The organism is Brevibacillus brevis, from assembly GCF_900637055.1.
In the GTDB taxonomy this organism is placed as follows: domain Bacteria; phylum Bacillota; class Bacilli; order Brevibacillales; family Brevibacillaceae; genus Brevibacillus; species Brevibacillus brevis.
This window is the reverse complement of the sequence record NZ_LR134338.1, coordinates 1,010,018-1,031,451: the sequence shown is the minus strand read 5'-3', so window position 1 is coordinate 1,031,451 and position 21,434 is coordinate 1,010,018. Positions and strand designations below refer to the sequence as shown.

Genomic DNA, 21,434 nt, shown 5'->3' with positions numbered 1-21,434 from the left:
GATTCGAGTGGACTTTCGTTATGGACCGTTTATTTCGCTTCCTTGATGTGAAACACGCATTTGTCTCCGCCTTTTGCCATGCACGTGGTTTGCTCGACATTGGCTTTCAAAACCCGACGGAACAAGGACAGCTCACAGCTACACGCTTGGTTGAATTCACGAGCTACTTGCGAGATTGGGCAATTGAACTCCTGGATCCGATAGCCGTCTCCATTTTCGTCCTTTTCCCATTCCACCATATAGCCTTTATCGTTTTGCAGCTCGGCCAGCTTTGCTACACGATTTTCCAAGTCGCCTTGCATGTGGGAGCGATAAGTCTCCTCCAAGCGATTCTCGCGGCGTCTAAATAGCATCTCTATTTTGGACAAACCGTCGATTTCCTTTATGTCTTGTAAAAAATCTAATGTCAAATGAGAATAATTGCGCGGGAACAGTTCGTCTGCTTCCTGCGACAATGAATAAACATTCGTTGGGCGTCCCATCGCTTGGCGAACAAGCGTAGACTTGATCAAATTATCTCTCTCCAGGGTGTTCAAATGACGGCGTACCGCCATTTCCGTAATCCCTAGCTCGACGGCCATGTCGCTGACAGGGAGTGAACCTTTGACTTTGAGCATGTGCAGGATTTGATCACGAGTGGACGTTCCTTCGTTTGTCATACGTATCACCGTCCTTTCTCCCTATTGTAGTGGATGAAGACGTTTTAGTAAACAAACGAAAGTCTTTTGTATAAAATATCCGCTACGATTGGTGATGGATTGAAAACACTTTTTAAAACAGTTCTTTTTTCAGGAAGGCTCTCACCTGTGGCTCAAACTGACGAATGGTACCGGCAGCTTCTTCTACCAGGCTGTACATCTCATTGACCGGCACGCTTGTATAATCATTAACCAGATGCTTGCGGAAATCAGTTACACGCGTCAGGATCAAAGCCTGTTCATCCGTGATAACTTGCTCATCCCGCAAAATTTCCACGATGTCGCTGTAGCTTCCTGGATCTCGCATAATGAATCCGTCGATCAGCGCGTTTCCGACATCCACTATTCCTTCGATAGACAAGTGCAGGGCTCGCTCCATCGCTGCAACAGCTACTTCATCTGCCAAAACCGCTTTGGCTCCTCGTTCGCTGAGCTTGTCCAACAGATCAAGCATACGAGACATATGTTCCAATACTTGGTCGATTCGTTTTGTATTCACGTCGTACATATATTTCTCCTTACTTTCGCTTTTTTGCTTTGCGTTTTGAGTAGTAAACGGTAAACACAAATGTTAGCACCAGGACGAGAAGCACCAATTCCCCTTCCTGCAAATAGGAATTGCTCACCGGTTTCACCTCTTTTCATCCCTCAGTATACCAAATTTGTACGACCTGTCACGAATCACGTTCGTCTTTTGATCACGTAGTTGTACCGGGGGATTATTCGACATCGAAAGTGGCGTTCACCTTTCAAAGTCCGGTGCTCATGTAGATCCCCTACACTCCGCTCCTCCATTTCAGGTTCTCGCCACTTTCTCGGTGCTGAAAAGACGAATCGGTGATAACTTTATGTTACAATGATGGGGTGAATTTTTGCCGGCAAGCATAAGGGGAGGAACACACTGTGGAACGCGAATTGGCTCTGGAAATTGTGCGGGTAACGGAAATGGCTGCACTCGCCTCTTCTCATTGGATGGGACGCGGGAAAAAGAATGAAGCAGATGGAGCAGCGACCAGCGCCATGCGCGCCATGTTTGATACGATCAACATGAGGGGTACCGTCGTCATTGGCGAAGGTGAACTGGATGAAGCCCCCATGCTCTATATCGGTGAAAAGCTCGGTAACCCGGAAGCAGGCGGGCCTGAGGTAGATGTGGCGGTTGATCCGCTAGAAGGAACGACGATTGTCGCCAAAGGTCACAATAATGCCATGTCTGTTATCGCGATCGGCGACCGTGGAACACTCTTGCATGCACCAGACATGTACATGATGAAAATGGCCGTCGGCAAACGTGCTGCCGGACAAATCAACCTTTACGATCCCGTGGATAAAATGATAGAGGTTGTAGCAAAAGCAAACAACAAGCGCGTACAAGATGTGACTGTCATTATTCAGGAACGCGACCGCCACCAGGCGATTATTGACGCCATTCGTGAAAAGGGTGCGCGAGTGAAGCTTTTTGGAGATGGCGATGTAGGTGCTGCGATTGCTGCTTGTCTGCCGCATACAGGGATTGACCTGTTCTTGGGTATCGGTGGTGCGCCAGAGGGCGTGATCAGTGCCGCGGCGATCAAGTGCCTGGGTGGCGACATGCAAGCCCAGCTCAAGCCGCAAAACGACACCGAGCGCGAGCGCTGCATCAAAATGGGGCTCGATAATCCGGAGCAGCTCTTGACGCTGAACGATCTGGTCAAAGGGGACGACGCCATTTTTGCGGCAACAGGTGTCTCTGATGGAGAGCTGTTGCAAGGCGTGCGCTATCTCGGTGATGATATGGTGGAAACGCATTCGATCGTCATGCGTGCCAAAACCAAAACCATTCGCTTTGTCCGCGCTGTACACAATACCGAACACAAACCAAATCTTTTATGGAAGTAGAGGGATACCTATATGGCAAATGATTTGTTCTACTTGTACGACGAAGCTGAGGATACTCGAACGCGCTTTGTCAGCTTCACGGGCGAAGCTACGCGTTTTGACCTCGCGATTACGACGACCAACCGTTTTTATGGGAAGGCGATTGTCATCAACATTCAAAATGGGCGCTCCGCTATTATCGGACATGATGATCTGGAAGAAGAAGGCTATCTGGAATTCGCGTTCAACTTGAACGAGCGTGAAGCAGAAGAATTGAAAGCATTTTTGGAAGCAGCCATTTAATTCACCAAAGGAAGAGCGATTGCGGGCTCTTCCTTTTTTTATTTGTAGGCTCCGCCCATTTCCTGTTGGACAATGCTCCTTACAGGCGAATGCCTCGTATACTGCTACTGCACAGATGCACAGACAGATAACGAGAGGAGTGCCAATCGCAACATGCAACCTTATCCATATGACCAAAACCAATACGATCAAACTCAATACGATTCAAACGAATACGATCAAAGCCAATTTGTTCCTGCACAATATGACCAGTCACCTTATTACTCAGCAGAACAGGATTTCCAATACATTCCAGAAGATCAGGCTCATCCAGTTTTTTTCCGGAGAAGACGGGGTCCTGAAGTCGTTGTCGTCCCACAGCCATATCCTTGGTGGGGATGCAATACATGCTGGCCTGGTTATTGGCCCACATGGGGAGGCTGGCCTGGTTACCCTGGATGGGGCGGATCTCCAGGTGGCTGGGGTGGAACACCCGGTGGCTGGGGTGGATCTCCTGGTGGTTGGGGCGGATCCCCTGGTGGTTGGGGCGGCGGTTATTAGATCGAAAAACGAAAAGAGCCCTAACATACAGGGCTCTTTTTTATGCTTCTGTTATTCTGATTCGTTTTTAGGAATCGCGCTTCGGCGTATTTGGTCCTGTTGGGACTTTATCGCGTTCACGATTGGGTTTCAATTGATTGGGACGGCGCTCTCGTGAGTTGGAATCCTTGCCGTTTTTATCGGGGCGATCCTTTTGAAACTTTGGCTTCTCCCCGCGTTCGTTTCTCCCCGCCCCATTGCGTTCAGCACCAGCATTATTCTGGCGATCCTGCTTATTTTGACGCGGGTGATAGCGTCTGCGTTCTTTTCGTTCTACATAGGGCGAAGAGCCACCCTCTTCACGCGGAATATCCTGACGAATATCAATGATGACATCAAAGGTAGCTTCGTCTTGTCCGCTTTGGTCGTCACTGTTGCCAACGTTTGCTTTTACCTTGCGCAAAACGAAGTACGGACAACCAAAATTGCAAAACTCATGTAGGTACTCATCCAAAGCGGCGATCCGCTGCTCGAACGGTACTTTGCGATTGGCGTCAGTATAAAACCCACGAAGACGCAGCTGACCATAGCCCCAGTCCCCTACAATATAATCGTACTTGTCGAGGATATCGCTATAGCGCTCCTTGAACGCTTCAAGGTTCCAGCCGTCTCGATTTACTTCCATGACTTCATAAGTACCGGCTTGCGTGCGAATCAAACTCGCTTCCTCCTTACGCATGTATACTATGTCCATCTTATCATATTTCACGCAACATGAGCTAAATTTCCCACGATAACTGCCATGTGCCTTTGGACATTCTATCGTGTAGGGGGTGTTACCATTGAAAAAGACATGGTTGTATTCTGCAATTGCAGGTATTGTGCTCTTGGCTTCTGGTTGTAACAACAACGCTGCGCCTAATTACACACAACCAAACAGGGCAATGACAAATCAAGCCGCGCCTTACACCAGAAACGTTGATGGAATGCACGTCCGTAACTACGACGGTATGGGTTTGAACAACTTTGACTGGTTCAACGGTGACAACAACAACAACAACGGAGTACGTTCCAACAATTTTGGCGGTGGTCACGTCCGTAATGGAATGGGGCTCACCAACAACAACAATGGAACCAACAACGGCATGTTCCCAAATGGTACCTATCCACGGGCAAATGTCAACAACTACAACGCTTTCACGAGCGGTATGAGACCGTATAATGCCTTTACGGATCATAATGCAGGGATGGGTACGACAGGAATGGGTACGATGGGTATTAACAACGGGCCAGCCGGTATGAACCAGTCTATTTATCAAAATCGTGCCTGGAACCGTGGCGGTGCAGGTGTCATGCAAACCGGAATGCCACGAATGGGCTATGCACAGACTGACCGTCAGCATATGCGTACCGCTGGCGTAACCAACGTCTATGTAGATCGTAACACATTGGCACAGGCTGTTGGGAATGTTACTGCGAGCTGTCCTGGCGTTCAACGATCTACCGTCTTGGTAACGGATCGAGAAATTTTTGTGGGGCTGAACACACAAGGAGCAGATGCACGTACAGCGAAAAAACAGGCCAAAATGAATGCAGAATCGGTATCACCACGCTATTACAGAGTGTATGTAACCGATAATCCAAATGATATCCAGGAAATCGCTCGTGTCGCCAGCCGCTCCAGTAATGTGAGTACAGCGCGTACAGAAGATGCGAATAGCATTGATACGCTAGTCAAGCGTATGGGTGGAACACCCCAGCCTACGAAGACTACTCACAAAGCTCATACAGGTACAACCAGTCGCTAAAGTACTTTTCTCCCCCATGAATTGAAAAACCCCCTCTTTTCCGCTCGTATAGAGCGGCTGAGGGGGTTGCTTATTATTGTGCTTTCGGCATGGATTCTTTCGCAATCGTTTCCTTCGCTGCGCTTGCCTGTTCGTGAGCGTGATACGAGCTGCGCACTAATGGCCCTGACTCTACGTGACTAAAGCCACGCTCCATGCCTTCTTCCTTCAAGCGAGCGAATTCATCTGGATGGTAAAACTTTTCTACCTTCAAATGCTTCTTGGTCGGTTGCAAATACTGACCAATCGTCATGATGTTGACGTCGACAGAACGCAGGTCATCCATCGTTTCGATAATTTCCTCCATCGTCTCGCCTACACCAATCATCAGACTGGACTTCGTTGGAATGCTCGGCTGGAATTCCTTCGCCTTTTTCAACAGTTCCAGCGTCCGATCGTACTTGGCTCTTGCCCGTACGCGATCTGACATCCGGCGAACCGCCTCAATATTGTGGTTTAGTACGTCAGGCTTTGCGTCCATGACCACTTTTAACGCATCCCAGTTCCCCATAAAATCGGGAATCAATACTTCTACGGAGGCAAACGGCAGTCGACGACGAATCGCACGAATCGTATCGGCAAAAATTTGTGCGCCTCCATCTGCCAAATCATCACGAGCAACGGAAGTAACAACGACGTGCTTCAAACGCATTTGTTCGGCTGCTTCTGCTACACGTTCTGGTTCGGCCGTATCCAGCTCTGTTGGCAGTCCAGTTTTTACTGCACAAAACCGACAGGCTCGGGTACATATATCACCCAAAATCATGAAAGTTGCTGTACCGCTTGCCCAGCATTCATGAATGTTGGGGCATTTCGCTTCTTCACAAACGGTATGTAGCGTCTTCGTGCGCATGGTTTGCTTAAGCTCTTTAAAGCTGGCTAGTTCTGATCCTGAAACAAGGTTGATCTTGAGCCACTCCGGCTTGCGTTGCGTCATAGGGCTCACTCCTCATGTGACATCATGATACAAGACAATAACAATCTCCATTATAGAGGTTGGATTTCGGAGGGGCAACCTCTTTCCTGCCCCGGAAACAATTACCCGATCCGATGCACAGCATGGCGGTTCTCTTGACGAAGCAATGGCGCAAACATACGCAGCTCTCGCTCATGACAGGTGAAAAGAAACACTTGATGCTCTTGTGCCAGCATCGCTACATAGTCAAGCGTTCGGCGCAAACGCTCTTCATCATAATGGACAAAATGATCATCGAAAAAGAGTGGCAATGACTCCGACTGCTTGGCATGATGAACCAATGCCAAACGCTGGGCAAGGTACAGCTGATCGATGGTCCCAGTGGAACATTGATCCTGTTCGAGCACCATTTGTTTGGTCGGCGCAAGCAAACGGACGGCAAATCCGTCACGGGGATCGAGTCTGACATCTCGATACACTCCCCCTGTAATATGCTCGATGATCTCCGAAGCCTGCTGATTCACAGCGGGTGTGCTATCCCGTCGCCATTCCCCTACTGCCTCCTGCAGCATTTCCCGAGCCAACTGAAGGGCATCCCGCTTTTTTTGCAGCTGACGAAGTACTGCCTGCGCTTCCTCAAGCTCATCCGTCGCGCGAGATAATGACAGGCTCTCATGAACCGCCATCTCACCATTTCCTCTGGCCATTTGTTCCCGCAGCTCCTGCAGTCTCTCCTCAATCTCCACCATCTCGACGCGCAATTTGCCTTGCTCGGTCTCAATCGCATTTTTTTCCTGATCAAGCAGGGTCCGTAGTGCCTCACCCCAGCTTGCAGACAGATTAGCCTCCTGCTTTGTTTTCGCCATTTCCGATAGAAGCTGCTCAGATTGTTGCTTGCTTGTGCTTTTCAGTAGCTCTTCCCGTCTTTCCAAAAATGTATCCCAATTACTCGCACCCCATCTCTGAACGAGTGTGGCAAGTTCAGCATCGAGTGAAGCGATTTCTTCTTGTACTCTTTGACTTTCCTGTACCGCGTCATTTTCTGCAGTCTGTTTGGGTCCGCCTGTACCCCCTTTTAGCCGCAGCAAGAAAACTCCAAAACCGAACAGCAACAAAGCGGCAGTCGCAGAAATTCCTCCCAGAACGGGATGTCCACTCACGAAGCCGATTAACCCGAGAACAGACAATATCCCTGCACCGCCCCACATAAGTGCAGCTCCCCGCCTCCTTTTTGCCTGATTGCCTTGTCGGGTACTGCGTGATGTTGTACTTCGCGGACTTGAAGCAAGGGTTGACACAGCCAATGTCGCCAAACGAATATGCAATGTTTCTCGTTGTTTGAGCAATTGTGCCCCTTTTTCGTAATCGTGCTGTAAGGGTATGAGCTGGTCATCAACCTGTTGTACGGCAACCGTCGGCATATTTACCTGAGTGAGACCACGTCTTGCCTCTTCGTGTATCGCCAACTCGACCTCAGAACGAGCTGTTTGCTCCCACCACGCCCAGTCTTGTTGACTGATGGGAGCATGGCTTCGTTGCCAGCGTTCCTGCAATGCTTTCGCTTGTCCGGTTGAGCGATCCAGACGCTGCTGCAATCGGCTACGCCGCAGTTCTAATTGCTGACATTCTTCTGTGGCTTCCGCTATTTGCAGCGTCAGTTGGCTGATCGTTCGCCACGCTGCTTTTGCGCTTTCCTTCTCCTGCTCTTTTTGCACCACCTTCGTAGCAGCTTTTCCCAAAAGTGTATTTTCGGCTCGTTCTTTTTTGCCGATGACCGCAACCTCCCGATCCAGCTCCGCCAAAATTTGTTGGACAGCCGGATTGGCTTCTTCCGCAGTCGTAAAAGTCGGAATCAAATGCTCAGCTGCTTGAAGCGGTTCCCTCCTGATCCACGTCAAATCCATAAATAGACTGCGTGTAAGGCCCGTATGCTTTTCGATAAAATTCCGTTCCTTGCGCCTGTCTTCCAAATAAAGCTCAGTCAGCTCTGTCCATTCCGGGTCCAAAAAGAGGCGAGCCTCCTCCCGTTCCTTGGTCAACTGACGATGCAGGCGATAGGTTTTGCCCGCTAATTTGTACGTAATGATCGTTTCATACGAGCCACTCTGCCACGGACGGTACTTTTCATATTCAGGCAAGTATCGCGCCGATTTGACGTAATCGCGCTTCATTCCATACAAGGCAGCGAATATACCTTGAAGGATGGTTGATTTTCCTGACTCATTGGGGGCATAAAACAGATTCAGGCCTGGAGCAAAACGGAAGGTAGCATCCTGCCATTTTCCGAAGCCCCCAAGCACCAGCTCCTCTATTTTCATCGAATGGTCCCTCCAATCCGCGCCAAAGCCTCTTGCTTGGCTAACCTGACGATTTCTCGCTCGTCCTCAGTTTGCGCACGGGACTCCGCCTCAGCCAGCTTGGAAAGCCATCTCCCCCAGACGCCACCATCTGCGATCAGCTTTTCCTCATCCACATCAGGCCAGGTCCGGTCTGTCAGCTGCAGCACAAAAAAACGGGAAAATCGCTGTTGAAGCACGGACAATGGAGGCTGAAAATGCGCAGCACGTTCCCCTGTCAGCGTGATGTACAGCATATCGGAATCCTTTTCCTCCGCGAGTTGCTGCTCCATCTGATCAATGAGCTGCTCAGTCGTTTCGACTCCATTCCCTTCGATTGTAAGCTTTCGAATTTTGCGTGACTGGACAGGAATCGCCGTGAGCTTCAGTCTGCCATCATGATCCAGCTCTCCATACAAAACATTTCGTTCCCCCGCTTCCTTGCTCGTCAATCCTTCTGGAGAGCCTGGGTAAGCTGCAAACGGTTGTTTTTTGACGGGATGCATGAATTGCTCCGGCTTGTGAATATGTCCCAGCGCAACATAGTCCATGCCAGTTTGTACGAGCTGCTGAAAGGTGACAGGTGCATACGGATGATGCTCTTCGTCTCCTGAATTAGAAAGCACACTGGCATGCAAAACCATCAGATGATGGGCATACCCCTCTAATTTGCCTGGGAACGTATCGAGTGGCGACTCGTACACATGTGGCTGCCCGAAGCCCCAGCCGTATATTACGCATGACTTTTCGGGAAATTCATACACGCCCCACTCAGGTGTAAACCAGTAAACGTTCCCTGGCCATTCCAATGTTTGATAAAACGAATCCGCTCGCCACGGATCGTGATTGCCAGGTGCGATCACGACAGGGATTGGTGCGATGCTGGCAAAAAGATCACGTAAAAACATCGCAGTGGATCTTCTTCCCCCGTGGTATTCCAGCAAATCTCCGGCAATGAGCCAGAAGTCTGCTCCCTTGTCGCGGACGAGGTCACAGATTCTTTTCATCGTCTGACGAAAATCATCCTGACGCAGCTCGTAACGCTCCCCCAGCATTTGAAGCGGCGCATCCAGATGGACATCCGCTGTATGAATAAATGACAGCACGATCAATTTCACTCCTCACATGAAACAGACGAACATACTTTCCCTTAATGATACAGAGGAAAAGGCTGGATGAAAAGCATCTGTCAGTACGAAAAAACTTCCGCCAGCAGTGACGGAAGTTTGGAGGACTAGTTGTTTACTTGAGCAAATGGAGGAATTCACGCATGAAGCCTGGCAAGTCTGGCCATGCATGTCCGGAAACAAGATTGCGATCGACATGGAGTGTTTCCGTTTGGTAGATCGCACCGCACGCTTCTACATCCGGTCTGCAAGCCTGGTAAGCTGTGATTTCACGCCCTGCCAAGTGCTCGCGAACGATAGTCAATACTTGGGAGCCGTGGCAGATGGCTGCAACCGGCTTGTTCGTCTCGAAAAAGTGCGCCACAATTGGCTTCAGATGCTCATTGAGCCTGATATGCTCAGGTGCTCGTCCACCCGGAATAATCAAGGCATCAAACGCCTCAGGGTTAATGTCTGAAAATGCAACATGGGCGGGAAGCTGATAAGCTGGCTTTTCTGTGTACGTCGCACTGTGCGCTTCGAAATCATGGCAAACGGTGTGCAGGGTTTTCACGCTGGGTGCTGCAATGACCGTTTCATACCCTTCTTCCAGGCAGCGGTAATACGGATAGAAAACCTCCAGTGCCTCCACGGCATCCCCTGTTACAATCAACACTTTTTTGCTCATCACACAGCCTCCTCATGACGATTTTTAAGGAATACACTCCTCCTGATTTCAATTCTTTGACCATATGGTGTGCTCCTGCCTCTTTTCCCGCAAATTTACAAAACTTTCCTCGATAACAGCCAAAAGCTCTTCCAAAAGTATCTTGGATAATCCACTCCAACTGGCAGAAACTACAACAAAAGACTACAAGGCTGGAGGGAGACGGCATGCGAGTTTTCCGCCTAATCATTCAGATCAGCTTGTGTGTGGTTGCAGCTATTTCGCCACTAGAATCCGTCGCCGGAATCGCTCCGTCCGCCAAAGAGCAAGACCCAGTTCTTCAAGAGCGCTTGCAGCTTTTTTTGCGCTTGGAATCGATGCACGGCATTCCGTGGAATTATCTGGCAGCCATTGATCAATACGAGCGAACCATGAAAATACGCAGAAAGAAGCAGGAGCAAGAAAATCTCTCGCGGCTAACAGCCGTGGACATTCCAAGCGATCGTTGGGCAGGTACGTTCAATCCTGATACGGAGGATACTAATCCGGTATCCATTCAGTTTTTTGACGGGATCGGAATGGACGGGGATGGCGATGGGCTTGCGGATCGTCATAACGATCTCGATGCACTCACTACTTTCATTCGCTACCTATCCCAATACGGCTTCTCTCATGAAGATTGGCAAATTGGTCTTTGGTCGTACTACCAGCGCGATCGGTCCGTGAAGACGATTAGGCAGTTCGCACAGGTGTATGCCAAGTATCAACATTTGGACCTGGATGAGCGGCATTTTCCTATCCCCGCCCGGTACGATTACAGCTACCGCAGTACTTGGGGGGCGCCGCGCGGCTGGGGTGGACGGCGTATCCATGAGGGGACTGATATTTTTGCGAGTCACGGCACCCCTGTCCTCAGCACAGCATACGGAGTCATTGAGGTACTCGGCTGGAACAGGTATGGCGGATGGCGAATCGGGATGCGTGACATGGGCAATGTATACCATTACTTTGCACATCTGTCCTCGTTTAAAAAGGGCTTGAAGCCGGGTGACATCGTGGAGCCAGGAGAAGTGATCGGATATGTCGGCAGCTCAGGATACGGGAAGCCCGGCACCTCAGGCAAATTCCCTCCTCATCTGCACTACGGTATGTACCGGGAAACAGGTGACGCAGATTGGTCATTTGATCCTTATCCGTATTTACGACGTTGGGAGCGGCAAAAGAAGCGGCATTGAAGCCGCTTCTTTTTTATGGGCAGCTCTTTTCATTGACAACTATCATCCGTAAAAATACAATAAAAGCAGAAAAACTGGACAGTCGTCCAAAAAAGAGGTGAAAAAGTGACTACCCAGAAAAAAGCCGAAGCAAAACGTGCTTTTTTGATTGAGCAAGCGACTGCTTGTCTGGCTGAAAAAGGGTATGCATATGTTTCCTTGCGCGACATTGCCAAGGAATCTGGCGTCTCACTCGGCATTCTGCATTATTACTTTGCAAGCAAAGAAGAGCTTTTGCTCGCTGTAATCTCTAGTTACAAGGGACGTTTCATGGAGGAGTTGGAACGCGAAGTAATCGCAGCTCCATCTGGCGAATGGTCAGCGGCTCTCGCTCGTGTCTTGTGCCGGAGTCTGCAAGAGGATCGGAAGCTGCATCGGCTCTGGTATGACTTGCAGGTACAGGCCATGTACGTTCCTGCGTTTGGTGAACAGGTAAAAGACATTCGGTCCCGTCTGCATCAGCTCATCTCCCGTATGCTCGTACGATTGCAGCGCGAAGAACAAACCTCATTGACCATCGACGAAGACTCCGCCATCTCACTCATTTACTCTGCAATCGACGGATTCCTTTTTCAATTTTTGCTCGACGAGTTACAGAGACCGGAAGAAACGATTGCCCGTTTTGAACAGGCCTTTGCCCATTTAATGCATACACTCTTCTCTTCTGAATCTTTATCTCCTGAATCGAGGTGAATCATGATGGCAGTCATGTCCATGCAAAATCCCGCTACTGGAGAGCTGCTTGGCTCTTTACAGGAAGCGACTCCAGAACAAGTTGAAGACGCGATGGCACGTGCGCGTCTTGCCTTTCCAGCTTGGTCCGCTACATCGTTAGCCGAGCGCCTGGACTATTTGACGCGGTTGCGGCACTATTTAGTCGATCACGGCGCAGAAATCGCCCGAAAAATTAGTGAGGCTACCGGAAAAGTTACATTGGAAGCGTACATGACCGAAATTTTCGTCACTGTCGACACCATCCGTTTTTATGAAAAACATGCCTATCAGATGCTGGCCGATCAGCCAGTACCAACCTCCCTCGTGCTGTGGCCGAAGAAATCGTATATCCACTACAAGCCGATGGGTGTCGTCGCGGTCATCTCTCCGTGGAATTATCCGTTTCAGCTTGCCGTCATTCCCGTATTATCTGCCCTCGTAGCAGGCAATACCGTTATTTTAAAACCTTCCGAGGTGACTGCTTCTACCGGCCTGCTCATTGAAGAGGTGTTTTCCGCTGTTTCTATGCCGGATGGAGTCGTGACCGTCCTGCATGGGGGACGAGAAGCTGGACAGGCGCTGGTAGCTGCTCGCCCAGATAAAATATTTTTCACAGGCTCTGTCGCGACAGGCAAAAAAATTATGGCGGCAGCGTCGGAGCATTTGATCCCAGTAGAACTGGAGCTTGGCGGCAAAGACCCGATGATCGTGTTTGAAGACGCTCATCTGGAACGGGCAGCAAATGGCGCGGTGTGGGGGGCTTTTACGAACTCCGGACAGGTATGTATGTCTGTCGAACGGCTTTTTGTCCATGAAAAGGTATACCCTGAATTTCTCAAGCTGGTCACCGAAAAGACAAAAGCATTGCGCCAAAGCTATCCGGATCAGGCCGAGGTTGGGTCGATGACGTCTTCTCAACAAATCGAAATTGTCCGTGAGCATGTGCACGAAGCACTGACTGCGGGCGCGACCGCTGTCACCGGAGGACTTCCTTCCTCTGACAGTATGTATATCGCCCCGACCATTCTCACAAACGTGACATCAGACATGAAAATCATGCGGGAAGAAACCTTTGGTCCGGTGTTGCCCATTATGACTTTTGCCACCGAAGAGGAGGCTGTCCGCCTGGCTAACAGCTCACCGTACGGGCTGAATGCCTCGGTATGGTCAGCCGATAAAACAAAAGCGGATCGCGTAGCTCGTCAGCTCGACAGCGGAAATGTGTGCATCAATGACGTCATTATCAGCTACGCCAATCCCCATCTTCCTTTTGGCGGGGTCAAACAGAGCGGTATCGGCCGCTATCGCGGGCCTTCAGGACTACAAGCCTTTACACACAGCATCTCTGTCATCCATGATCCGGGCAAACGCAAGCGTGAGTTCAATTGGTATCCGTATACGAGGGATCAGGAGCTCACCTTCATCGGTTTGACGAACCTGTTGTACGGCAAGCTCCAAAATGTAAATCGTCGGACTTTGGGTGCGATCTGGCGCGAATTCAAGCGCCTGTTCTAATTACGCCGGAATGCTATCGCTCCTTATTTCAGTGTGCCAAAACCGACTATATCCACATGAACCTTGACGTTGAATCTAGCTTTTTTATAAAGGGCGAGACCCGTTTCCCGTGTCCATTTCCCATAGTATTTTTGGCGAATGCTCTCCTCTAGCTGCGCCGGGTCAACCCCTTGCTTTTGAAAACGTACCAGCATATCCATGCTCTCCTTTTTGATCCGTGTCTCAAGCTCTCGAACCAAGGCCCGATATTGAGGCCGCTTCTCCAAATCCTTGTTGCCTGAATAGCCTACCAGCATCCCTCTTACCCGAAGATCGATGTCGATGACAGGCTTTTTCAGGCTGCCTTTGCTTCTTACCTTTGTTTTTGCTCGCACAAAATCGAAGACGACCCTTTCCGTTTGTTTTTTACCTGTCTTCGTCACGTGTTGGAACTCGAAGCTCATACGTGGCAAACGTTCTCTTCCCAGAAACCCCTGAACCATCTTCCCCTCTCGCTGTGAATAAAATCCTATCATCCTGTCTACTCGAAAAAGGGCCGCCTTGATGATCTGAATCTCTCCATTAATGTGGATGAGATAAGGAAGATTGGGGTCCATTGTGTTGCTGGTCATCATAAAAACAAAATCGTGAATGGTCGCAAAAGACGAAAAGGCCGTCTCCACTCGCGGACGGAGCAAGTTGTTCAAATACGTGTTGATTTCCGGCCTGTGGTTATAGGTTCCTTTGATGACATCTTTCGCTTTTCCTTGTACGACAGCAATGTATACATTTTCTCCTACAATCGGATTGCGATAGAGATCGAGGATGACTTTTCCGATCCCTACTTTGCGGGCGTATTCTTCACTGAACAAAATCACACGCAATTGCGAGAGGGACATGGTTCTCTCTGCTTTTGTCGCGAGATTCAGCATGGCCTCACTGGTCATCGAGGCATGAGTCGAGTACACCTGTGTCGTTTCTTTATTCTTGGATGGTACCGGTACCGACACGGTTACATCTATCTTTTCACGATCCACATAATCAAAACCCATAACCCCAATCATAGCCATGTCTTCCAGTGCCGGCCGTTCGAGTTCGCGCCCACAACCGCAAAGGCTGAGCAAGAGGATAACTGTAGCGATGAACCAGCTCGCCCTCTTCATGATACCCGCTCTCCTCTACCGAACCTCAAGGAATGAATCAATAACAAAAAAATCGGCCACAAGATCAATCCATAGGCTATATATACCGTCACCTTGTCATAAATGTAGCGTTGTTTTTCTACAGATAATGGCCCCACAATGAATAAAAACGAAATGATTGTCGGTAAAAGCAGATGCCACAGTCGAGTCTTTTCTGCCATTTCTTCAAGACCTTTACGCGCAACCCACAAATATCCTGTACTCGTGCTGAGAATGAGGAAGACCCAGAGACCAATCCCGAGATTTTCGATCCGCTCCAAAAAAGACAGCTCTACAGCCTTAAATAAATTCAAAATGGGATAAATGAGATTGTCCATTTGCCATTCGGAAAAATAAGATACGCTCGTGATCAGGATCATGACGTACAACAAAACAACGATCCATATCCCAATCAGCACATGCTTGTGTGCCTTGTTCTTCTCCTGGATATATGGGTAGAAAAACAGGACCAATTCATACCCAAGCATACTCGCGTACGAATTGTGCACGGTTTCGGCCATACTGCGCCAATCTGTATGAAAAAGAGGAAAAATATGCGTGATTCCTCCCTTTTGAAATCCGTACTGCAAAAGAAAAACCATCCAGCCCGTAAAAAAGAAGGTCAGCAGGCAAAAGCGCGCGATCAATTTGATGCCGCCATTTGTAATGTAGACCATGACCAATGTCAATCCGAGCAATGGCAACGTGGCTGTCTGATTGCTTAGCATGGAGGTTTGAACCAGCCTGATGTATCCTTCATTGGCGGTAGATACATTCAGAATGGCGTAGACGATAATCAGGATATTGAAACATCGTCCCAGCCATTTTCCCAACAGCTTTTCGTGAATCCGAAAAAGATTATCCTCTGGATAGCGTCGGCACAAGGCCATCATCGGAATTAGCGTTAAGCTGACAATGCACCCCAGCAAAATCGGAGACCACCACAGGTTGTAGCCCATTTTGCTTGCATGATGAGCCAGTCCAAGTAAATTAACCCCCACCATCGTATTCATAATCAATCCGATTACCAGGATCGGATTCAGGCTGTGAATTCTCCCTCTATCCATCTCCCTAGTCCTCCCCAACTGGCCGGACATGCTTTTGCTTTGCCCGGGACATGCGGTTGCGATTGACGATAAACTTCAATGGTGCACGTACAAGACTATTCATCAAATCGGTCCATTGACGCGGAACCCCCGGAGCCATATACGGCGTCCCGAGTGAAGTCAAATTGAGCAAGTGCGCGAATAAAAACGCCAGTGCCAGTATCTGGCCGTACATGCCCAATACGCCTGCCATCAAGATGAAGCCATAGCGAACGAGCCGAATCGCATTACTCATCAAAAAATTGGGTGGCACAAAAGAAAGCAGTGCCGATACCGAAACAAGGACGATCAGGATATTACTGGCTAACCCCGCTTGTACAGAGGCAGTCCCGATCACGATACCGCCAACGATACCGATTGTCTGGCCAATTTTAGTCGGCATGCGTATCCCCGCTTCCCGCAGGATCTCGATGACAAGCTCAATAATGAGTACCTCGATCACGGGCGGAAAAGGCACCCGACTGCGTGATTCAGACAAAATCGTCAGCAAAGCGGGGGGAAGCATTTCCGGATGATACGTCAAGACAGAGACGTAGCTGGAGGTGAGCATAATGGTGATAAACAATCCGAAAAAGCGAATCATCCGCAGCAGGCTCGCCGTTGACCATCGGTTGTAGAAGTCTTCGGGGCTGCTAAACATCTCCAGAAAGGAAGTCGGACAGATGGCGGCATCCGGACTGCCATTCAGCATGATTACGATCCTGCCGTCCAACAAGGCCGCTGTCGCATTGTCAGGCCGACCCGTCAACCCAAACTGCGGGAACGGAGAGTACGGCTTGTCCTCCAGCATTTGCTTTAAGACTGGCATCCCGACAAATCCAGGGTAAATGACATTGTCGATCCTTTTTTTCACGCGCTCCACATTTTCCGCGTTCGCGATATTGTCCAAATAAATCACGGCTACCTTGTTCTGCGCCTCGGTGCCAATCGTGTAGCTCGATATTTTCAGATGAGGCGTAGCCAGTCTTCTCCGAATCAAGGACAAATTGATCTCCAGCATTTCAACAAAGGAGTCTTGCGGTCCAAGGACGGTCGCCTCCGTCTCGGATTTCGTAATGGAACGATGCGGGACCTGAAATGTATTCACATGCAGAATGAGATTCCTATCCAGGAAAAACAGGATGGTATGACCACGTAGCAAGTTGCTCATCAACGTCTCCATATCGTCAAGAAGACATTCCTGTGAGAAAGGGAGCGCCTGCATCGGGTCTCTGCCATCGGAACGCTGCAATGGAAGAAAGACATCCTCATAAATCTGGGACACATCTACCAGCGTATCGAGAAAAAAAACGTGTACCTCTTCGTCATTCATCTTCAATGACAAGCTACTGAGGTCATCCACGTTTTGCATGCATTGTTTGACCATCTCCGGTGTAATTTGTTCGCTGCGCCGTGCATGAACTGAACCACTGCGCCGCTTTGCTTGTATGGCCTCTACTTGCGCTTTCCACCAATCGGTCGGCTTCAGGCTAGATCCCCCCTTTTTTCAGGAAAATCTTTCTTACTTTGACCTGTCCGTGGTGATTTTATCCAAAAAAATAGAAAACGGGAGCAGAAGCCCCCGTTTAACTATCTCGTTATCTATATGAAATGATTAGGCGAACTGCCTGGACAAATTGGCCATTTCGATCGCTGCCGCTGCTGCTTCCCAGCCTTTGTTGCCTGCTTTTGTTCCCGCTCGCTCGATGGCTTGCTCAATATTGTCTGTCGTCAAAACACCAAAAATAACGGGTATCCCAGTCGATAGCGATAGGGACGCCACTCCTTTTGCCGTCTCATTGCATACGTAATCGAAGTGCGGAGTGGAGCCACGAATGACAGCTCCCAATGTAACAACCGCGTCATAGCGACCGGATTCCGCCATTTTTTTGGCAATCAACGGAATTTCAAATGCCCCCGGTACCCAAGCCACGTCGACGTGCTCATCTTCTACGCCATGGCGCTTCAGGGCATCGAGAGCCCCTCCGACCAGCTTGCTCACAATCAATTCGTTAAAGCGTCCTGCCACAATCCCTACACGCAAACCTGTTCCAACCAAATGTCCTTCGAATGTTCTCATCGCTTATTCCCTCTCCTTATCCGTGCAGATGAAGCAGGTGCCCCAGCTTCTCTTGTTTTGTTGATAGATACTGTTTGTTGTGCAGATGCTCCGGCATTTGAAGCGGCACCCGTTCTTCTACTGTTAATCCGTAACCGGTAAGCCCGCGGATTTTTCGTGGGTTGTTGGTCAACAGCCGCATGCGCTGCACTCCTAAATCTCGCAAAATTTGTGCCCCGATACCGTAATCCCGCAGATCAGCGGCGAACCCTAGCTTTTCATTGGCCTCAACCGTATCCAAGCCTTCCTCCTGCAGCTTGTAGGCACGCAGCTTATTGATCAAACCAATGCCTCTGCCCTCCTGGCGCATGTACAGTAAAATGCCGCGTCCGTTCGCTTCGATCTGTTCCAATGCAGCGTGCAGCTGTGGACCGCAGTCGCAGCGATGAGAGCCGAAAATATCGCCTGTCAAGCACTCCGAGTGCACGCGGACGAGAATGGGCTCATCCGGTCCGATCTCTCCCTTGATGAGAGCTACATGCTCTTTGCCATCCAGCTCGTTCGTGTAGGCCGCTATCCGAAAATCACCGTAGGCGGTCGGAAGCTGCACTTCGATTTCCCTTTTCACCATGGATTCCGTCCGCATCCGATACGCGATCAAGTCAGCAATCGTAATCAGCTTGAGATCAAAGCGGCGTGCGATTTCCACCAATTGCGGCAGACGCGCCATGGAGCCATCCCCGTTCATAATTTCGCAAATGACTCCTGCCGGAATCCCCCCCGCCAAGCGAGCCAAATCAACTGCCGCCTCCGTATGTCCCGCTCTGCGCAATACACCGCCAGACTTCGCGATTAACGGAAAAATGTGGCCCGGTCTGCGGAAGTCTTCTGCGGTCTTCTGATCATCGAGCATGGCCAAGACAGTCTGAGAGCGCTCATGAGCGGATATCCCTGTGTGTGTACTTCCTTCATCGATGGACACGGTAAAAGCCGTTCCTTGCTTGTCTGTATTGGCATTCACCATCGGATGAAGCTGCAAGCGCGTCGCGTGCTCTTCTGTCACCGGTACGCAAACGAGTCCTCTCCCATGAGTAACCATGAAGTTGATCATTTCAGGAGTAGCCGCTTCGGCCATGCAGACAAAATCTCCTTCGTTTTCCCGATCCTCATCATCTACCACGATGACCGCCTTGCCCTGACGCAAATCTTCCAATGCTTCTTCTATGCGATGAAACATGCTTTCTCCCTCCTACTCACGCGAAGCCGTTTTCCTGCAAAAAGGCTAGACTGAGCCCGCCAGATTTTTCTGTACCGCCATGGTTTTGATAACCTAACAAACGCTCCACATATTTACCGATGACATCTGTTTCGAGATTCACCAAGTCCCCAGATCGTCTGTCTGCAAGGCTCGTATTCGCCAGCGTATGCGGAATGATCGAAACGGTAAAACCGCTATCGTTTACGTCCACCACGGTGAGACTGATGCCATCTATACAAATCGATCCACGGGTAATAACGTACTTCAACAGCAGCGGTTTGGCCTCAATCCGAAACACGACAGCATTCGCATTTACCTCTCGTGAAACAACCGTTCCGGTCCCATCCACATGTCCGGAGACGATATGCCCGCCAAAACGATCCCCCAGCCGCATCGCTCTCTCCAAATTGACCCGTTGTCCGCTGCGTAATTGGCTCAAGCTAGTCTTGTTCATCGTCTCCGGCATCACATCGACGCTAAACTGACGATTGGTATAAGAAGTAACCGTAAGGCAAATGCCATTGACCGAAATACTGTCGCCGAGCTTCACCCCTTCGAGTACCTGCTGTGCGCGGATAACCAGTCGACTCGCCTGTTCGTTCCCTTGAATCGATTCCAACACGCCCACTTCTTCGACCAGTCCCGTGAACATGCTCTCTCCTCCTCACTTGCTACGTCTGATCCTCCCATTGTGGGTACCCGATAATCTGTACATCGTCTTTCCCGATCGATGTGATCGTGACATTCGTCAGTTGTACTGCTTCTCCCATCGTCGCAAAGCCTTGACCACCGAATGGCGAGGGCGCGCCGCTTCCCCCGATCAGCTTTAGCGCGATATGGCTCACGACCTTTTGAATCGCTCTCGCCTGCAAAAAGGAGCCGTTTATTTCCTGCCCGCCTTCCACAAGCAACGAGGTGATCCCCAGCTCTCCCAACGTATCCAGTACCTTTTCCACGCGAATTGGCCCCGCCGTTGTGATGACATTTACTCCGTTTGCCGTGAGCAGCTCCTGTTTTTCCCTTGGGGCGGCACCTGTCGTAAAGATCCATGTCTTCGCATCTGCATTCTGGACGACACGGGCATCCAGCGGCGTCCGTAAATAGCTGTCCAAAATCACGCGAATTGGCTGGCTTCCAAAACGCTGCTCTTCCTTGCGCGCCGTCAACAGTGGGTCGTCAGCGAGAATCGTTCCTACCCCAACCAGGATTGCATCGTGCTGCCTGCGCAGTTCATGCACCTCTGCCCGAGCCTCTGCTCCAGTAATCCACCGACTGTGTCCGGTGAACGAAGCGATTTTCCCGTCCAATGTACTGGCCGTCTTTACCGTCACAAATGGACGTCTGGTTTGGATGTAATGAAAAAAGACTTCATTGAGCGCCTTCGCTTCCTCTTCTCTCACGCCCACCGCCACTTCCAGCCCTGCTGCCCGCAGCATCTCGATTCCTCGTCCCGCCACTAGTGGATTCGGGTCGAGCGTCGCTACAACGACACGACGTACATCAGCTGCGATCAATGCCTCTGCACACGGCGGCGTTTTCCCGTAGTGACTGCAAGGCTCAAGCGTCACGTACGCCGTCGCGCCTTGCGCTTTTTCCCCAGCCATCCGCAGAGCATGCACCTCGGCATGCGGTTCGCCAGCGCGCAGATGCGCTCCCATCCCTACGATGGTTCCATCCTTCACAATCACAGCTCCGACCATGGGATTCGGGCTGGTTTGGCCTCGTGCCGATCGTGCCAGCTCCAGCGCCAGATCCATGTACCTGCTGTCCTGTTCCATACCGCACTCCTTTCTGTTCCATCATTCCAGCCAACCACAACGCAAAAAGCCCTGGAAACCTCAAAGCGTTTCAGGGCATAGGGAAAGAAGCCTTACCTCATCCGTTTTTTGAAAAAAACAAATGAAGAAAGCACAAAAATCTTCTTCCATCCGGACTGTACCGTCGGCTCTGGTTTTTCACCAGATCAGTCGCTGCAAGCGTGGTCAGCGAGTCGCGGGCTCAGACGTCCGTACGTCATTACCGCCGGTCAGGAATTTCACCTTGCCCTGAAGATTGTCGCTATGAAGTTTTTACGAAAAACAAAAACACCCGTGATTAGTATGCTCAGGGCGTTGAGAAAG

22 protein-coding genes and 1 riboswitch are annotated in these 21,434 nt (G+C 50.1%); of the genes, 7 read left to right on the top strand and 15 right to left on the bottom strand.

Annotated features, from left to right (window positions below; translation table 11 throughout):
• Positions 1-29 precede the first annotated feature (29 nt).
• From EL268_RS05425 to EL268_RS05415, 3 genes are all read right to left on the bottom strand, one after another.
• Positions 30-659 (bottom strand): helix-turn-helix transcriptional regulator, encoded by a 630-nt coding sequence (locus EL268_RS05425; RefSeq protein WP_047073393.1) that lies wholly within the window; start codon positions 657-659, stop codon positions 30-32.
• Between the two features lie 112 nt (positions 660-771).
• On the bottom strand, positions 772-1,206 hold the full coding sequence (locus EL268_RS05420) for a DUF86 domain-containing protein (protein WP_048034536.1): 435 nt from the start codon (positions 1,204-1,206) through the stop codon (positions 772-774).
• A 10-nt stretch (positions 1,207-1,216) separates the two neighbouring features.
• On the bottom strand, positions 1,217-1,324 hold the full coding sequence (locus tag EL268_RS05415; protein ID WP_106653583.1) for an amino acid ABC transporter permease: 108 nt from the start codon (positions 1,322-1,324) through the stop codon (positions 1,217-1,219).
• 277 nt (positions 1,325-1,601) lie between these two features.
• On the opposite strand from EL268_RS05415, the gene glpX reads away from it, so the two are divergent.
• The 3 genes from glpX to EL268_RS33105 all read left to right on the top strand — a co-directional run bounded on the left by glpX (position 1,602) and on the right by EL268_RS33105 (position 3,398).
• Complete coding sequence (glpX, locus tag EL268_RS05410; protein WP_106653582.1) at positions 1,602-2,576, top strand: class II fructose-bisphosphatase; 975 nt, start codon at positions 1,602-1,604, stop codon at positions 2,574-2,576.
• A 12-nt stretch (positions 2,577-2,588) separates the two neighbouring features.
• Positions 2,589-2,858, top strand: coding sequence for a DUF3055 domain-containing protein (locus EL268_RS05405; protein WP_048034538.1), 270 nt, complete (start codon positions 2,589-2,591; stop codon positions 2,856-2,858).
• Between the two features lie 153 nt (positions 2,859-3,011).
• Positions 3,012-3,398, top strand: a complete 387-nt coding sequence (locus EL268_RS33105) for a hypothetical protein (protein WP_106653581.1) — start codon at positions 3,012-3,014, stop codon at positions 3,396-3,398.
• A 67-nt stretch (positions 3,399-3,465) separates the two neighbouring features.
• Here EL268_RS33105 and EL268_RS05395 read toward each other — a convergent pair whose 3' ends face one another.
• On the bottom strand, positions 3,466-4,131 hold the full coding sequence (locus EL268_RS05395) for a YutD family protein (protein WP_106653580.1): 666 nt from the start codon (positions 4,129-4,131) through the stop codon (positions 3,466-3,468).
• Between the two features lie 79 nt (positions 4,132-4,210).
• Between EL268_RS05395 and EL268_RS05390 the strand changes: the two genes are divergently transcribed.
• Complete coding sequence (locus tag EL268_RS05390; protein ID WP_232030266.1) at positions 4,211-5,185, top strand: YhcN/YlaJ family sporulation lipoprotein; 975 nt, start codon at positions 4,211-4,213, stop codon at positions 5,183-5,185.
• 73 nt (positions 5,186-5,258) lie between these two features.
• On the opposite strand, the gene lipA is transcribed toward EL268_RS05390, so the two are convergent.
• From lipA to EL268_RS05370, 4 genes are all read right to left on the bottom strand, one after another.
• Positions 5,259-6,161, bottom strand: coding sequence for a lipoyl synthase (gene lipA, locus EL268_RS05385; protein ID WP_106653578.1), 903 nt, complete (start codon positions 6,159-6,161; stop codon positions 5,259-5,261).
• A 101-nt stretch (positions 6,162-6,262) separates the two neighbouring features.
• The gene (locus EL268_RS05380) at positions 6,263-8,458 is read right to left on the bottom strand and encodes an ATP-binding protein (RefSeq protein WP_106653577.1); all 2,196 of its coding nucleotides are present in this window, start codon (positions 8,456-8,458) and stop codon (positions 6,263-6,265) included.
• Positions 8,455-9,582, bottom strand: a complete 1,128-nt coding sequence (locus tag EL268_RS05375; protein WP_106653576.1) for a metallophosphoesterase family protein — start codon at positions 9,580-9,582, stop codon at positions 8,455-8,457. Before EL268_RS05375 ends, EL268_RS05380 begins: the two co-directional genes overlap by 4 nt.
• A 136-nt stretch (positions 9,583-9,718) precedes the next feature.
• Positions 9,719-10,270 carry a DJ-1/PfpI family protein gene (locus tag EL268_RS05370; RefSeq protein ID WP_106653575.1) on the bottom strand — a complete coding sequence of 184 codons (552 nt, stop codon included), beginning with the start codon at positions 10,268-10,270 and terminating at the stop codon, positions 9,719-9,721.
• Between the two features lie 206 nt (positions 10,271-10,476).
• Between EL268_RS05370 and EL268_RS05365 the strand changes: the two genes are divergently transcribed.
• From EL268_RS05365 to EL268_RS05355, 3 genes are all read left to right on the top strand, one after another.
• Entirely contained in the window at positions 10,477-11,484 is a 1,008-nt protein-coding gene (locus EL268_RS05365; protein ID WP_106653574.1) for a M23 family metallopeptidase, read from the top strand.
• Between the two features lie 105 nt (positions 11,485-11,589).
• Positions 11,590-12,216, top strand: a complete 627-nt coding sequence (locus tag EL268_RS05360) for a TetR/AcrR family transcriptional regulator (RefSeq protein ID WP_106653573.1) — start codon at positions 11,590-11,592, stop codon at positions 12,214-12,216.
• Between the two features lie 3 nt (positions 12,217-12,219).
• Positions 12,220-13,752 carry an aldehyde dehydrogenase family protein gene (locus EL268_RS05355; protein WP_106653572.1) on the top strand — a complete coding sequence of 511 codons (1,533 nt, stop codon included), beginning with the start codon at positions 12,220-12,222 and terminating at the stop codon, positions 13,750-13,752.
• Between the two features lie 23 nt (positions 13,753-13,775).
• Here the strand turns inward: EL268_RS05355 and EL268_RS05350 are convergent, their stop codons facing one another.
• From EL268_RS05350 to ribD, 7 genes are all read right to left on the bottom strand, one after another.
• Entirely contained in the window at positions 13,776-14,894 is a 1,119-nt protein-coding gene (locus EL268_RS05350; RefSeq protein ID WP_106653571.1) for a Ger(x)C family spore germination protein, read from the bottom strand.
• The gene (locus EL268_RS05345; RefSeq protein WP_106653570.1) at positions 14,891-15,979 is read right to left on the bottom strand and encodes a GerAB/ArcD/ProY family transporter; all 1,089 of its coding nucleotides are present in this window, start codon (positions 15,977-15,979) and stop codon (positions 14,891-14,893) included. Before EL268_RS05345 ends, EL268_RS05350 begins: the two co-directional genes overlap by 4 nt.
• A gap of 4 nt (positions 15,980-15,983) precedes the next feature.
• Positions 15,984-17,486: a spore germination protein gene (locus EL268_RS05340; protein ID WP_106653569.1), complete on the bottom strand. Its 1,503-nt coding sequence runs from the start codon at positions 17,484-17,486 to the stop codon at positions 15,984-15,986.
• A gap of 126 nt (positions 17,487-17,612) precedes the next feature.
• A complete protein-coding gene (ribH, locus tag EL268_RS05335; RefSeq protein ID WP_106653568.1) occupies positions 17,613-18,077 on the bottom strand; it encodes a 6,7-dimethyl-8-ribityllumazine synthase in 465 nt (154 codons plus the stop codon).
• Positions 18,078-18,093: 16 nt separating this feature from the next.
• Positions 18,094-19,293: a bifunctional 3,4-dihydroxy-2-butanone-4-phosphate synthase/GTP cyclohydrolase II gene (locus EL268_RS05330; RefSeq protein ID WP_106653567.1), complete on the bottom strand. Its 1,200-nt coding sequence runs from the start codon at positions 19,291-19,293 to the stop codon at positions 18,094-18,096.
• A gap of 16 nt (positions 19,294-19,309) precedes the next feature.
• Complete coding sequence (locus tag EL268_RS05325) at positions 19,310-19,966, bottom strand: riboflavin synthase (protein WP_106653566.1); 657 nt, start codon at positions 19,964-19,966, stop codon at positions 19,310-19,312.
• Between the two features lie 19 nt (positions 19,967-19,985).
• Positions 19,986-21,092, bottom strand: a complete 1,107-nt coding sequence (gene ribD / locus EL268_RS05320) for a bifunctional diaminohydroxyphosphoribosylaminopyrimidine deaminase/5-amino-6-(5-phosphoribosylamino)uracil reductase RibD (RefSeq protein ID WP_106653565.1) — start codon at positions 21,090-21,092, stop codon at positions 19,986-19,988.
• Positions 21,093-21,226: 134 nt separating this feature from the next.
• Positions 21,227-21,371: riboswitch (FMN riboswitch) on the bottom strand.
• Between the last annotated feature and the right edge of the window lie 63 nt (positions 21,372-21,434).